The 13,922-nt window shown below is 63.1% G+C and carries 15 protein-coding genes; 8 read left to right on the forward strand and 7 right to left on the reverse strand.

Translation table 11 applies throughout. The annotated features are described in order from the left end of the window. Window positions 1-166 precede the first annotated feature (166 nt). Window positions 167-1,165, forward strand: coding sequence for an FAD:protein FMN transferase (locus tag ABRP30_RS08420; protein WP_349974578.1), 999 nt, complete (start codon window positions 167-169; stop codon window positions 1,163-1,165). 204 nt (window positions 1,166-1,369) lie between these two features. After that, window positions 1,370-2,764, forward strand: coding sequence for a Si-specific NAD(P)(+) transhydrogenase (gene sthA / locus ABRP30_RS08425; protein WP_241803175.1), 1,395 nt, complete (start codon window positions 1,370-1,372; stop codon window positions 2,762-2,764). Between the two features lie 48 nt (window positions 2,765-2,812). Here sthA and ABRP30_RS08430 read toward each other — a convergent pair whose 3' ends face one another. Together ABRP30_RS08430 and ABRP30_RS08435 are read right to left on the reverse strand one after the other, a co-directional pair. Further along, entirely contained in the window at window positions 2,813-3,529 is a 717-nt protein-coding gene (locus ABRP30_RS08430) for a glycerophosphodiester phosphodiesterase (protein WP_039602806.1), read from the reverse strand. Window positions 3,530-3,560: 31 nt separating this feature from the next. Further along, entirely contained in the window at window positions 3,561-4,145 is a 585-nt protein-coding gene (locus ABRP30_RS08435) for a PilZ domain-containing protein (protein WP_115275403.1), read from the reverse strand. Window positions 4,146-4,238: 93 nt separating this feature from the next. Here ABRP30_RS08435 and ABRP30_RS08440 point away from each other — a divergent pair, with 93 nt between their 5' ends. Genes ABRP30_RS08440 through ABRP30_RS08450 form a run of 3 tightly spaced genes read left to right on the forward strand, consistent with a single transcriptional unit; the run spans window position 4,239 to window position 7,478 of the window. Continuing rightward, complete coding sequence (locus ABRP30_RS08440) at window positions 4,239-5,489, forward strand: lipoprotein-releasing ABC transporter permease subunit (RefSeq protein ID WP_241803177.1); 1,251 nt, start codon at window positions 4,239-4,241, stop codon at window positions 5,487-5,489. 7 nt (window positions 5,490-5,496) lie between these two features. Further along, complete coding sequence (gene lolD, locus ABRP30_RS08445; RefSeq protein ID WP_349974575.1) at window positions 5,497-6,180, forward strand: lipoprotein-releasing ABC transporter ATP-binding protein LolD; 684 nt, start codon at window positions 5,497-5,499, stop codon at window positions 6,178-6,180. A 56-nt stretch (window positions 6,181-6,236) separates the two neighbouring features. Further along, entirely contained in the window at window positions 6,237-7,478 is a 1,242-nt protein-coding gene (locus ABRP30_RS08450) for a lipoprotein-releasing ABC transporter permease subunit (RefSeq protein ID WP_241803178.1), read from the forward strand. A gap of 42 nt (window positions 7,479-7,520) precedes the next feature. Here ABRP30_RS08450 and ABRP30_RS08455 read toward each other — a convergent pair whose 3' ends face one another. Both ABRP30_RS08455 and cinR read right to left on the reverse strand, forming a co-directional pair. Further along, entirely contained in the window at window positions 7,521-8,858 is a 1,338-nt protein-coding gene (locus tag ABRP30_RS08455) for a heavy metal sensor histidine kinase (protein ID WP_349974574.1), read from the reverse strand. Next, complete coding sequence (cinR, locus tag ABRP30_RS08460) at window positions 8,858-9,538, reverse strand: two-component system response regulator CinR (RefSeq protein ID WP_267822305.1); 681 nt, start codon at window positions 9,536-9,538, stop codon at window positions 8,858-8,860. The genes ABRP30_RS08455 and cinR overlap by 1 nt, the downstream gene beginning before the upstream one ends. Before the next feature lie 151 nt (window positions 9,539-9,689). Between cinR and ABRP30_RS08465 the strand changes: the two genes are divergently transcribed. Together ABRP30_RS08465 and queF are read left to right on the forward strand one after the other, a co-directional pair. Next, window positions 9,690-10,193 (forward strand): cupredoxin family protein, encoded by a 504-nt coding sequence (locus tag ABRP30_RS08465; RefSeq protein WP_349974573.1) that lies wholly within the window; start codon window positions 9,690-9,692, stop codon window positions 10,191-10,193. 68 nt (window positions 10,194-10,261) lie between these two features. Then, window positions 10,262-11,092 (forward strand): NADPH-dependent 7-cyano-7-deazaguanine reductase QueF, encoded by an 831-nt coding sequence (queF, locus tag ABRP30_RS08470; protein WP_349974571.1) that lies wholly within the window; start codon window positions 10,262-10,264, stop codon window positions 11,090-11,092. Between the two features lie 139 nt (window positions 11,093-11,231). Here the strand turns inward: queF and ABRP30_RS08475 are convergent, their stop codons facing one another. Then, complete coding sequence (locus ABRP30_RS08475; RefSeq protein ID WP_241803182.1) at window positions 11,232-11,495, reverse strand: DUF4404 family protein; 264 nt, start codon at window positions 11,493-11,495, stop codon at window positions 11,232-11,234. Window positions 11,496-11,618: 123 nt separating this feature from the next. Further along, window positions 11,619-12,182 (reverse strand): phosphonoacetaldehyde phosphonohydrolase-related protein, encoded by a 564-nt coding sequence (locus tag ABRP30_RS08480; RefSeq protein WP_349974570.1) that lies wholly within the window; start codon window positions 12,180-12,182, stop codon window positions 11,619-11,621. Window positions 12,183-12,370: 188 nt separating this feature from the next. Here ABRP30_RS08480 and ABRP30_RS08485 point away from each other — a divergent pair, with 188 nt between their 5' ends. Beyond that, window positions 12,371-13,078, forward strand: coding sequence for a VacJ family lipoprotein (locus ABRP30_RS08485; protein ID WP_012313585.1), 708 nt, complete (start codon window positions 12,371-12,373; stop codon window positions 13,076-13,078). Between the two features lie 290 nt (window positions 13,079-13,368). On the opposite strand, the gene ABRP30_RS08490 is transcribed toward ABRP30_RS08485, so the two are convergent. Then, window positions 13,369-13,668: a PilZ domain-containing protein gene (locus ABRP30_RS08490; RefSeq protein WP_349974569.1), complete on the reverse strand. Its 300-nt coding sequence runs from the start codon at window positions 13,666-13,668 to the stop codon at window positions 13,369-13,371. Between the last annotated feature and the right edge of the window lie 254 nt (window positions 13,669-13,922).

Consider the following 13,922-nt stretch of genomic DNA (forward strand, 5'->3'; position numbering starts at 1 on the left):
ACCTTCGGGTTCCCGTTTTTTTTGGCCTGCTGAACCGAACCGGCCTCTACTGTGTCTGTAATGGCCTCATCCCCGGCCAGCTCCATGGCTGGAGCACTGGCGCCCAATCCATTGGTAAGCCTGTTACGGGCCCTGAAGCCGGTGCAGGTAACCGAGAGCCCGACTTTTGCGCATAGCCCTGCTGTTCATCCTGATGCTGCTGACCGCCTGCAACCAAGGCCCCACCCTGGAGCGCCTCGGCGGCCCTGCCATGGGCAGCAGCTACAGCATCCAGTACGTCCGCGAGGCAGGCGGGCCTGCACCTGTCCAGGTACAGGCGGCGGTGGAAACGATCCTTCAGGACATAGATCAACACTACTCGACCTACCGCGGCGACTCTGCGGTGAGCCAGTTCAATCAGCTCCCCGCCAACCGGTGCCTGGCCTTGCCCTCAGACATGCTCGAGCTGGTCGCCTTCGGCCAGCACCTGGCCGAACAAACCGATGGCGCTTTCGACCTCACTGTCGAACCGCTGCTCGACCTCTGGGGTTTCGGCCCTCAGGCCCGCCATGAACAGGTGCCAGAAGCGCAGGCATTGGCCGCTGCCCGCCTGCGTGTGGGCTACCAGCACTTGCGCGTCGAAGGCCAGGTGTTGTGCAAGGATGCTCCGGTGCAACTGGACTTCAACAGCATCGCTGCTGGCCACGCCGTGGACCTGATTGCCGCGCGCCTGCGTGCCATGGGTATCGCCAGCTTCATCGCCGAAGTGACCGGCGAGCTCAAGGCGGTGGGCCGCAAGCCAGACGGCAGCCTCTGGCGCATCGCCCTGGAATTGCCCCGCGAGGACCGCCAGATCGCCCGCCAGGTGATACCGGTCGATGGCCTGGGTGTATCGACCTCGGGTGACTATCGGCACTATTTCGAGCAGAATGGCCGGCGCTATTCGCACACCTTCGATGCCCGTCTCGGGCGCCCGGTCGCTCATGACCTGGCTGCCGTCACCGTGCTCGATGCCTCGGCGCTGCAGGCCGACGGCTATTCGACCCTGTTGCTGATCCTCGGGCCGGAGCGCGGCTGGGATTTCGCCATCGCTCATGACCTGGCGGCGGTATTGGTGACTCGGGCAGAGGGTGGCTTCGTCTCCCGAGCTACGCCCGCTTACCAGCGTGCGCTCAAAGGCAGGTGAAAGCGCAAGCAGGGAAGGTAGCTGCCAGGGAATCGGTGTATGCACATGTAGTGCAGGCAAAATTGGCCTACGACGCGACCAAGGGTTAATGTGCGCGGCGTTCACGCTTGATTAGACTGCACCCGAATTTTCTCATGGCGCCCTGGCGGCATGATCGAGTCCCGCGGCGACCATGGCCAGCGGGCCAGTTCTGAAGGAGTACGCATGGCTGTCTACAACTACGACGTAGTGGTGTTGGGTTCCGGCCCGGCCGGAGAAGGTGCGGCAATGAACGCCGCCAAAGCAGGGCGCAAGGTGGCGATGGTCGACAGCCGTCGCCTGGTCGGTGGCAACTGCACCCACCTGGGCACCATCCCGTCCAAGGCACTGCGTCACTCGGTGCGGCAGATCATGCAGTTCAACACCAACCCGATGTTCCGTGCCATCGGCGAGCCACGTTGGTTCTCTTTCCCGGACGTGCTCAAAAGCGCCGAGAAAGTGATCGCCAAGCAGGTCGCTTCGCGTACCGGCTACTACGCCCGTAACCGCGTCGACCTGTTCTTCGGCACCGGCAGCTTCGCCGACGAGCAGACCGTCGAAGTGGTCTGCCCCAATGGCGTGGTGGAAAAGCTCAACGCCAAGCACATCATCATCGCCACCGGCTCGCGTCCGTACCGCCCGGCCGACATCGACTTCCACCACCCGCGTGTCTATGACAGCGACACCATCCTGAGCCTCAGCCACACCCCGCGCAAACTGATCGTTTACGGCGCCGGTGTGATTGGCTGCGAATACGCCTCGATCTTCAGTGGCCTGGGGGTACTGGTCGAGCTGGTCGACAACCGCGGCCAACTGCTGAGCTTCCTGGATTCGGAAATTTCCCAGGCGCTGAGCTACCACTTCAGCAACAACAACATCACCGTGCGCCACAACGAAGACTACGAGCGGGTCGAGGGCCTGGACAACGGTGTCATCCTGCACCTGAAGTCTGGCAAGAAGATCAAGGCCGACGCCTTGCTGTGGTGCAACGGCCGTACCGGCAACACCGACAAGCTGGGCCTCGAGAACATCGGCATCAAGGTCAACAGCCGTGGCCAGATCGAAGTCGACGAGGCCTACCGCACCAGCGTGCCGAACATTTACGGTGCCGGTGACGTGATCGGCTGGCCGAGCCTGGCCAGTGCCGCCCATGACCAGGGCCGCTCGGCAGCAGGTAGCATCGTCGACAACGGCAGCTGGCGTTTCGTCAACGACGTGCCGACGGGCATCTACACCATTCCCGAGATCAGCTCGATTGGCAAGAACGAGCAGGAGCTGACCCAGGCCAAAGTGCCATACGAAGTGGGCAAGGCTTTCTTCAAGAGCATGGCGCGTGCACAGATCGCCGGCGAGCCGCAAGGCATGCTGAAAATCCTGTTCCACCGCGAGACCCTGGAAATCCTCGGCGTGCACTGCTTCGGCTACCAGGCTTCGGAAATCGTCCACATCGGCCAGGCGGTGATGAACCAGCCGGGCGAGCTGAACAACCTGAAGTACTTCGTCAACACCACGTTCAACTACCCGACCATGGCCGAAGCCTATCGGGTAGCTGCCTATGACGGCCTGAACCGGCTTTTTTGAGCGGCTCCGGCCGGTGGCCTGAGCCGGTCGGGGAGACCGATTTCAGCCCTACCCGAGGGTGGTCTTGGCCAAACCGGGAAAGTCTGTAATCAGGCTGTCCACGCCAAAATCAGCGAGCCGGCGCATCAGTGCCGGCTCGTTGACCGTCCACACCGATACATGCAAACCCTGGCCCTGTGCTTTGAGCAGGCGCTCGGGCGTGCACAGTGTCCAGTTCAATGCCAGCAGATCGCAGCCATAGTTCTGCGCGACCTTCAGTGGGTCGAGCCAGGCGTACTCGGCGACCAGGCCGCGCTTCACGTCAGGCACCAGTTCCAGCGCAGCGCCCAGTACTTCCCGCGAGCTCGAGGTGATGGTCACCTTGTCCAGCAGGCCGTACTGCTGTGCCAGTTCCCGAATCGCCAGCACCGTGGTGGCGGCCCGGGTCCGTGAGGCGCTCTTGACCTCCAGTTGCCAGTGCTCGAAGGGGCATTTTTCGAACAGTTCTTCCAGCCGTGGGATAGGGCAGGGCTGCACATGGCCTGGGCCGCCCCTGCGCGCATCGTAGGTGACCAGATCGGCTGCCGGGTGTTCGACGACCTTGCCGCGCCGCCCAGTGGTGCGCTTGAGGGTAGGGTCGTGGATGACCATCAGCTCATTGTCGGCCGACAGGTGCAGGTCAAGTTCGCAGCGGGTCACGCCGTGGGACAGGCACTGACGGAAACTGTGCAGGGTGTTCTCGGGCGCTTCGCCCTTGGCGCCGCGGTGGCCATAAATGAGGGTCACGTTCGTTCCTTCAGGTCAAAAATGAAAAGGCTCAGGAGGCAGGGTCGCCCTGTTCCAGCTGCTGGCGCCGTTGTTGCTGTTGGCGCTGCAGGATGTAGCGTGCCAGCAACTGACGCTGGGCATCTGTCATGTCGGTGAATTCGGTACCCAGTTCGAAGCTGCCATCGGCGCGCGGGTCGCAGTGGGTGACCTTGCCGCGCAGCAGCAGGCCGTGGGCGCGGGGCATCAACACCATCTTCACTTTGACCCGGGTGCCAGGGGCGATCTGCTGGGCTTGGGCGAACTCGATGCCACCTTCGGAGATGATCACCCGCTGGGGCTGGCCGATCTCGCCGATCAGGGTTTGCGCGACCACCGCGCTGAGCAAGTCCAGGCGCTTGTTCTGCGCCCGCAGGAACGCCGCCAGGGTGCGGTCCTTTTCGCTCAACTGACGCAGCAGGTGCTGGGACTCGAAGTCGGACAGGTGCAGCTCGCTGAGCAGGTTGAACAGTGGTGAATCATCCTGCAACAGTTCTGGCTCAAGGGCTTCGGCCGCGCTCAGGGGGCTGATTTCCAGTGCGATCCGATCTTCGATGCGGTAGTATTCGCGGCGATCTTCTTCGTCTAATGTCGTCATGGCGAACCCATGGTAGCGGCGGTGGTCCGAGTGTAAAGCCGCCGCAGGCGCCTCGCCACAAGGACGTTCCCTTTCATCCGAACAAGCCCCGACATGTTCAGACCTCTTTTCGCATTCATTGGTACGCGCTACACCCGTGCCAAGCGCCGTAATCACTTCGTCTCGTTCATTTCCCTGACCTCGATGATCGGCCTCGCCCTGGGCGTGGTGGTGATGATCGTGGTGCTCTCGGTCATGAACGGTTTCGACCACGAGATGCGTACCCGCGTGCTGGGCATGGTCCCTCACGCCACGCTTGAGAGCGGCCAGCCGATCAACGACTGGCCTGCCCTTGCCCAACAAGTAAAGCAGAATCCGCAGGTGCTGGCGGTTGCGCCCTATACCCAGATGCAGGGCCTGCTGACCCACGATGGCAAGGTGCAGAAGGTGCTGCTCAACGGTATCGACCCAGCCCGCGAGCGTGAGGTGTCGATCATCGACAACTTCATTCAGCAAGGCCGCCTGGACCAGCTGGCGCCGGGCGAGTGGGGCATCATGATCGGCGACAAGGCGGCCGCCAAGCTGGGGGTGGCCATCGGCGACAAGCTGACCTTCGTCGCCCCGGAGGTCAGCGTGACCCCCGCCGGCATGTTCCCACGCATGAAGCGCTTCACCGTGGTCGGCACCTTCCACGTCGGTGCTGGCGAGATCGACGGTTACCTGGGCCTGACCAATATTGCCGACCTGTCCCGCCTGCACCGCTGGAAGCCGGACCAGGTACAGGGCCTGCGCCTGAAATTCGACGACCTGTTCCAGGCCCCGCGTGTGGCCTGGAGCATTGCCCAGCAGTTGGGTGAGCAGGAGTACTACAGCCGCGACTGGACCCGTACCCACGGCAACCTGTACCAGGCGATCCGCATGGAAAAAGCCATGATCGGCCTGCTGTTGCTGCTGATCGTCGCGGTGGCGGCGTTCAACATCATTTCCACCCTGGTCATGGTGGTCAACGACAAGCGCGGTGACATCGCCATTCTCCGTACCCTGGGCGCCACCCCCGGGCAGATCATGGCCATCTTCATGGTTCAGGGCACGGTGATCGGCGTGATCGGCACCCTGATCGGAGCCGTGGTCGGTATCCTCGCTGCGCTCAACGTCAGCGCGGCGATTGCCGGCATCGAGAAATTGATCGGGCACAAGTTCCTCAACGCTGATGTGTATTTCATCGATTACCTGCCCTCGCAGATCCAGGCCCAGGACGTGTACATGGTCTGCGGTGCGGCGCTGGTCCTGAGTTTCTTCGCCACCCTGTATCCGGCCTGGCGTGCGGCCCGCACCCAGCCTGCAGAGGCGCTACGTTATGAGTGAGTCGCGCATGAGTGATAAAGCCGTTCTGAGTTGCCGCAATTTGGGCAAGTCCTACGACGAGGGCCCGGAGTCGGTGCAAGTGCTGGCCGGGCTCAACCTCGAGCTGCACGCCGGGGAGCGGGTGGCCATCGTCGGCAGTTCCGGTTCGGGCAAGAGCACCTTGCTCAACCTGCTGGGCGGCCTCGATCGGCCGACCCAAGGCAGCGTCTGGCTGGCCGGCGAAGAGCTGTCGGCGCTTGGCGAGCGGGCCCGCGGCCTGCTGCGCAACCGCGAGCTGGGCTTTGTCTACCAGTTCCACCACCTGCTGCCCGAGTTCACCGCCATGGAGAACGTGTGCATGCCGCTGCTGATCGGGTGCACCGCGATCCCCGAGGCCCGTGAGCGCGCCGAGGCACTGCTCAAGCGTGTCGGTCTGGGCCACCGCCTGCACCACAAGCCGGCCGAGCTGTCGGGGGGTGAGCGGCAACGGGTGGCCATTGCCCGCGCGCTGGTCAACCGGCCGGGCTTGGTCATGCTCGATGAGCCGACCGGCAACCTCGACCACCACACCGCCCAAGGCATCCAGGAGTTGATGCAGGAACTGTCCAGCGCCTCGCGCACGGCATTTTTGGTGGTGACCCACGACCTCAACCTGGCACGGCAGATGGACCGTGTGCTGAAACTCGACGACGGTCATCTGGTGGCGATCTGAGCCGCGCGCACGGGGTGGCCTGAGCCGCCCCGCAACTTTTTCAGTGGGTGTTTTACATGTTCAGACCCTTGCCCTTGTTCATCGGTGCGCGCTACACCCGTGCCAAGCGCCGCAACCATTTCATCTCGTTCATCTCGATGACCTCGATGATCGGCCTGTCCCTGGGCGTGCTGGCGATGATCGTGGTGCTGTCGGTGATGAATGGCTTCCAGCGCGAGATGAGCTCGCGCATCCTCGGCCTGGTGCCACACGCCAGCATCCTCGGCGTGCAGCCGCTGGACGACTGGCGCAAGGCTGCCGATGCAGCGCTGCAAAACCCGGCCGTGATGGCGGTTGCGCCGATCACCGAGATGGAGGGCATGCTCTCCTACAAAGGTGCAATGCAGCCTATCCAGGTCAGCGGCATAGACCCGGCCGAAGAAGGCAAGGTCTCGATCGTCGGCCAGCACATCGTGCAGGGGCGCCTGCAGGCCCTGCAGCCGGGTGAGTACGGGGTGGTGATCGGCGAGCTGACTGCGCGCCGGTTCCGTCTCAATACCGGCGACAAACTGACCCTGATCGTGCCGGAAATCAGCAAGGAGCCGGGCGGCATCACCCCGCGCATGCAGCGCCTGACCGTGGTCGGTATCTTCAAGGTGGGGGCCGAGCTGGACGGTTCGCAGGCTTACATGCATGTGGCCGATGCCGGCGAGATGCAGCGCTGGGCGCCCGGCCAGGTACAGGGCGTGCGCCTCAAGCTGCACGACCTGTATGCCGCGCCGCAGGTGTCCAAGGCCATTGCTGCCAGCCTGGGCGATGCCTACCGCGCCGATGACTGGTCGCACACCCAGGGCAGCCTGTTCAGTGCCATGAAGATGGAAAAGACCATGATCGGCCTGCTGCTCCTGATGATCATCGCCGTGGCGGCGTTCAACATCATCGCCACCCTGGTGATGGTGGTGAACGACAAGGGGCCGGACATCGCCATCCTGCGCACCCTGGGCGCTACCCCGGCGCAGATCATGGGCACCTTCATGGTTCAGGGCAGCCTGATCGGTATTGTCGGCACAGTGATCGGCGGCGTGCTCGGGGTGATCGCTGCGTTCAATGTCAGCCAGATCGTCGGCTGGCTGGAGCGGGTGAGCGGGCAGCACATCTTCACCTCGGATGTGTACTTCATCAGCAGTCTGCCTTCCGAGTTGCAGTGGGGGGATGTGGCGATCATCTGCACCGCCGGGCTGGTGATGAGCTTCCTGGCGACCATCTATCCGGCATACCGCGCTTCGCAGGTGCAGCCGGCGATCGGCCTGGCGGGCTGATCGGTCACTGAGATCATGGGGGGTGCAAAGCGCCCCCGGTCTCTATAGCGGCTCGCTGAACTCGATCAAAAACCGCGTCCAACCGTTCTCGCACTGTGCCCGGATGCTCCCGCCATGGGCCTGGATGATCGACCGGGTGATTGCCAGGCCCAGCCCGGCATGTTCGCTACTGCCCTCGCGGCGCGCCGGGTCCACCCGATAAAACCGGTCAAACAGCCTGGGCAATGAAGCCGCCTCGATCGCCTTGCCGGTATTGGCCACGCACACCTGTCCACCAGGCCCCAGCGTCACGCATATCTGCCCGCCTGCCGGGGTAAATCGCAGCGCGTTATCGAGCAGGTTGGACAGTGCCCGGCGCAGCATATGCCGGTCGCCCTTCAGCGTCGCCTCACCCTCACGCAGCAGCTGCACTGCGTTGTCCTCGGCGAGGGGCGTGTAGTACTCCAGCAGCGCGTCCACTTCGTCATGCAGCATCAGCATTGCCTGGCCTGGTGCCAGCAAGCCATGGTCGGCCTTGGCCAGGAAAAGCATGTCGTTGATCATCTGCGCCATCCACTGCAGCTCCTCGAGGTTGCCGTGCAGTGCTTCGCGGTACTGCTCAAGGCTGCGTGGGCGGGTGAGGGTGACTTGGGTGTGGGTCAGCAGGTTTGACAGCGGCGTGCGCAGCTCGTGAGCGATATCGGCCGAGAACGCCGACAGGCGCTGGAAGGCGTCATCCAGGCGCTGCAGCATGGCGTTCACGGTAGTGCCCAGTTCTGCCAGTTCTTCGGGCAGCTGCGCCACCGGCAGGCGGGTGGTCAGCGAGCGTGCTGACACGCTGGCGGCCACCTGGCCCATCTGCCGTAATGGCTTCAGTCCGCGGCGCGCGGCCCAGGCGCCAAGCAGTGCCGTGGCCAGCGCGGACAGGCCGACGGTGAACCAGATCAGGCGTTGCATGCCCTGCAGAAAATGCTGGTGATGGGTGATGTCGAGAAACAGCGTAAGGCGGGCGCTGTCGTTGAGCGGCACGGCCAGGCTGCGGTAGTCGATACCGTCGGCATGGAGCGTTGCCAGCCCTGGGTTGGCCGGCGCGTCTGGCAGCGCGCGGCGGCTGGCGTACCAAGGGCTGCCATCGCTGCCATTGATACGCAAGGCCAGGTCGGCCTGGTGGCTGAGCTCGTGGCGCAGGGCTGCCAGCTGCGGGTGCAGGTCGGCAGGGCGTTGCAGGCCGGAAAGCCGGGTGCGTAACAGCGACAGGCGTGATTCGAGCAGTTGCTGGTCCAGCTCGACGAAATGTTGCTCGCTGGCACGGTTGAACAGCAGCCCCGCGCCCAGCGAAACGGCAGCGGTACACGCGGCGAACAACAGGGCCAGGCGGCTGCCAAGGGAAAGCCTGCGCATCAGTCGTGGCGCTCTTCGAGCACATAACCCATGCCGCGTACGGTGTGAATCAGCTTGTTGCGGTGCTGGTCGTCGATTTTCAGGCGCAGGCGGCGGATGGCGACCTCGATGACGTTAGTGTCGCTGTCGAAATTCATGTCCCACACTTGCGAGGCGATCAACGATTTGGGCAACACTTCGCCTTGCCGACGCAGCAGCAATTCAAGCAGGGCGAACTCCTTGGCGGTCAGGTCGATGCGTTGGCCGGCGCGCTCTGCCCGGCGGCGCAACACGTCCAGGCGCAGGTCGGCCAAGGCCAGCTGCGTCTCTTGACTGGGGCTGGCACCGCGGCGTAGCAGGCTGCGAACCCGGGCCAGCAGTTCGGAAAAGGCGAAAGGCTTGACCAGGTAATCGTCGGCACCCAGCTCCAGGCCGTGCACACGGTCCTCCACTGCGTCGCGGGCAGTGAGGAACAGCACCGGCGTGTCCAGGCCCGCCTGGCGCACCGCCTGGAGGATTTGCCAGCCGTCGCGACCCGGGAGCATCACATCGAGGATCAGCAGGTCGTGATCGCCGGTAAGCGCCAGGTGCTGCCCGGTTTCGCCGTCTGCGACCAGCTCGGTGGCGAAGCCGGCTTCGCTGAGGCCTTGGCTCAGGTACTGGCCGGTGCGGGCCTGGTCTTCGACAATCAGCAGTTTCATGCGGCGTCCAGATGGGCGGTGTAAGGGCTGAAATGATACGTGACTCTGTCGGCCGCCGCCCAAGCTGACAAAGTTGTAATCTTGCCGTCAGGTCGCTGCCAGTCAGCCCCTTCTAAATTGGCCGCATATCCGCTGCAAGTCTGGAGTCATCATGAAACGCCTGTTCATCGCCGCTGCGCTTGCCCTGGTAAGCCTGCCCACCCTCGCCGACACTGGCAAAAGCTTCGCTTTCGGCGAGCCGGCCCCGGCGGCCAAGGCCACACGCACGGTTGAAGTTGTGCTCAAGGACATCGCCTTCGAGCCCGCCAACCTGCACGTCAAGGCGGGTGAGACGGTACGGTTCGTCCTGATCAACGAGGGCAAGCTGCCCCATGAGTTCAACCTGGGCGACAAGGCCATGCACGCCCAGCACCAGAAAGAAATGATCGCCATGCAAGGCAAGCTGTTCATCGCTGGCATGAATCACGAAGGGACGGGCCATGGCCAGGTGGACCATGGTGCCCACGGCCATGATGCTGGCAACACAGTCCTGGTGCAGCCCGGCCAGCGCGCCGAGTTGACCTGGACCTTCCGCCAGTCGGCGCCCATCGAATTCGCCTGCAACGTACCTGGGCATTACCAGGCCGGCATGGTCGGGCCACTGACCATCGAGTGACTGGCGCTCCAAGGCGGGCTGTAAAACCGGTAGACTAAGGGCATTTCCGAACCTTCAGGTCAGTTTCCATGCATCCCGCCGCCGAACATTCCCCGCTGGGCAAATCCAGCGAATACATTGCCACCTACACGCCTTCGTTGCTCTTCCCTATCCCGCGCACGGCCAAGTGGGCCGAGCTGGGTGTGACCGCCCAGACCCTGCCGTGGCACGGGGTGGATTACTGGAACTGCTTCGAGCTGTCCTGGCTGTTGCCGTCCGGCAAGCCTGTGGTGGCGATAGGGGAGTTCGCCATCCCTGCCGATTCGCCGAACATCATCGAATCGAAGTCGTTCAAGCTCTACCTGAACTCACTGAACCAGACGGTGTTCGCCACCCTCGGCGAGTTGCAGGCATGCCTAGCGAAAGACCTGTCGGCCGCCGCCGGCAAGCCTGTTAGCGTGCAGGTGCGCACCTTGGCAGAAGTGGAGGCGCAAGGCGTGGTGGCGCTGCCGGGCCAGTGCATCGATGCATTGGATGTGACCATCGATAACTACGAGCAGCCGCAACCAGAGTTGCTGCGCTGCAACCCCGAGCGGGTGGTGGAAGAAACCTTGCACAGTCACTTGCTCAAGTCGAACTGCCCGGTAACCGGCCAGCCGGATTGGGGCAGTGCGGTGGTCGAGTACAAGGGCAGGGCGCTGGACCCTGCGAGCCTGCTGACCTACCTGATCAGCTTCCGCCAGCATGCCGATTTTCATGAGCAGTGTGTAGAGCGGATCTACCTGGACCTCAAGAACCTGCTTGAGCCGGAGCATTTGACGGTTTATGCACGCTATGTGCGGCGTGGCGGGCTGGATATCAACCCCTACCGCAGCACCGGGGCGATCAGCCCTGAGAACGTGCGCCTGGTGCGCCAGTAAGGTTCGAGTGATTGGGGCCGCTTCGCGCCCCATCGCCGGCAAGCCAGCTGCCACAGGCACCAGCGCCGCTCTTAACGGTGGCGCAGCATCTGTGGCAGCCGGCTTGCCGGCATGGGGTGCGAAGCGGCCCCTTGCCGTTTCAGATCCCCATACTGTGCAGCGAGTTGGCAATGCTGCGCAGGGTGGCGGTGAGGTCGGGATGCTCGGCCTCGAAACGCTCTATGGCCAGGTTCACACCATCGACCAGGTTGTTGTCTGGTGTGGCTTCTTCAAGCTTCAGTTGCGCCTCGATCTGTCTGGCTTCCTCATGCAGCGCGGCCAGCTCCTCATCGGTAAGCGGTACGTTTCGATCCAGTTGCTCGCGCAAGCTGTTCAAGCGCTCTTGCAATTCGCGGGCAGGCATTGGCTGTTCTCCATCAATGGCTTGGCAAGGCATGGACCTCAGCGAAGCGGCAAAGGTTCGCACCTGTCTTCTAGCGTAATCCACCCGCTGTTGCTTTGCATGATCCGTGTCAACGCTGCTGTGTCAGGGTTTTTCACCCTTGCCGCGGCGCTGGGCGATGTCGGTCAGGCAGGTGTCTAGCGCTTCGAGGTGATCGATCACCGAGTGCACGCCCAGACGGAACAGGTCCAGCGTGGCCTTGCCCCGTGCCAGCTCCTGCTGCTGCGGGGTCATGGCTTGCCATTGCTGCGAGCCGAGGTCGCAGGATGGGCTGCAGGCGGCCAGGCCGACTGTCCACAGCCCGGCGTTGAGGCCCGATTGCAACAGCCGCGGCTCGCCGCTGACCAATACGCAGCCGTCCAGGCGTTGGCTGTCCAGCGCCATCAGCGCCTGCCAGCAGGCATTGGGCGCCGGCCATCGCACACCATTGGCCGTGTGCCCCGGTAACCAGTCCGGCAGCACGCTGGCCAAGCGTTTGCCCTGTGGGCTACTCAGGTCATCGAGCCAGATGCATGGCACCTGCTTGCGGCGCAGGCCGGCCAGGGTGTCGAGGGCGCCGGGTGCGGGTGAGGGGTCGCCATTGGCAGCCTGGACCAGGCAACCACGCAGGCCGAACAGCACAGCGGTGAAGGCAGGTGCATCATGCATGTAAACCTCCCCAAATATGCCGCAGGCTAGCCAGCGATTGTTACGTCTCTGTGACTTGTAGTAACTGCTCACAATTATTTAGGAAAACTGTGTAAGGGTGTTTATCAGCGCGCAAGCCTCTATACTGCCGCCTTACCTGCGGCGCATGCGTTGCGCCAGCGGCCGAGAAATTCGATGGAGAAACATCTATGCGTAGGATCGGTGCCGGTGTGATCGAGCGAGTCACCCAGGCCTGTGTCTGTGCCAGCTTGCTGCTGGCGCCTGTGGCGGCTACCCAGGCGGCCACCGAGGACGATCCCTGGGAGGCGGTCAACCGGCCGATCTTCCGCTTCAACGATGTCCTCGACACCTATGCCCTCAAGCCATTGGCCCAGGGCTACCAGGCTGTCACCCCCCAGTTCCTCGAAGATGGCATCCACAATATCTTCCGCAACCTGGGCGATGTCACCAACCTGGCCAACAATGTGCTGCAGCTCAAGCCGCATGCGGCCGGCGTTGATACAGCGCGGCTGATAGTCAATACCACCTTCGGCCTGGGCGGCTTCTTCGATGTGGGCACCAAGATGGGCCTGCAGCGCAGCGACGAAGACTTCGGCCAGACGCTCGGTTACTGGGGTTTGCCCAGCGGTCCGTACGTCGTCATTCCGCTGCTGGGCCCGAGCACCGTTCGCGATGGCCTGGCGAAATACCCGGACGGCTACACCAAGCCGTACCGCTACATCGACCATGTGCCGACCCGCAACTCAATCTTTGCCCTGGATGTGGTCGATACCCGGGCCAGCCTTTTGTCGGCTGAAAAGCTGATTCAGGGTGACAAGTACATCTTCATTCGCAATGCCTACCTGCAGAACCGCGAGTTCAAGGTCAAGGATGGCGAGGTCGAAGACGATTTTTGATTGAGGGACACGAGGTTGGCGACCATCGGGTGATGGCTGTCAGCCGAGGGACCTGGGGCCGCGGTGCGGCCCAATCGCCGGCGAGCCGGCTCACACAGGAATCGCGGCAGCTTTACAAGTTGAGCAAGACAATTGCTCCCACAGCTAAAGCGCAGGCCTGAAGCACTGCACGGTCGTGGTGGGAGCCGGCTTGCCGGCGATTGGGCTGCGCAGCAGCCCCACAGCAGCGCTGCAATAGCCCGGGCAGCGAGTATCGGCACCAACCTCCGGCTCGCCTTTTTCGTAACAGATCAATGCATGGCCAAGATGCGCAGGCCAAATTTCTGCTGCCCGCCGGGTTGGTCGGCGATCCACACCACTTCGGCGCTGGCATGCAGGCCCTTGAGGGCAGGGTGGTCGGAATCGATCCGTACCTCCAGGGTGTCGCCTACTTGAAAACGCTGCGGCGCCTGCACCTGCATGCCGCTGCTGGACAGGTCCAGGCATACCGCTGCGATCACCTGGCCGGCATACAGCAGGCTGACTTCGGTGTCGATGCGCATGCGAATGAAGTCGCGTTTCTCGCTGTGATTGGAGGGCGTGGTAGGCATGCTGCATCCTTCTCATCGGGTTGCACAGGTCGCTTTCTTATAACTCTCGGTGATTTCGCCTGTAAAGAGCACCGAACTCGACCCACGCATGCTTGAAACGCCTGGCGGATGGGAGTACCGTCTGCGCCTTAGACAGTACCTCTGCCGGTTGCCTGGGCCGTCTTCTTGGCCTACAACTCAAGTAGAGTGTCACCGCAGAGTATTCCAGCAGTCGGATGTCAGCCTTGCAGACGCCCCTGCACCAACCTAAATCG

Origin of the sequence: Pseudomonas sp. WHRI 8519 (assembly GCF_040224055.2) — a bacterium.
Classification (GTDB): domain Bacteria; phylum Pseudomonadota; class Gammaproteobacteria; order Pseudomonadales; family Pseudomonadaceae; genus Aquipseudomonas; species Aquipseudomonas putida_X.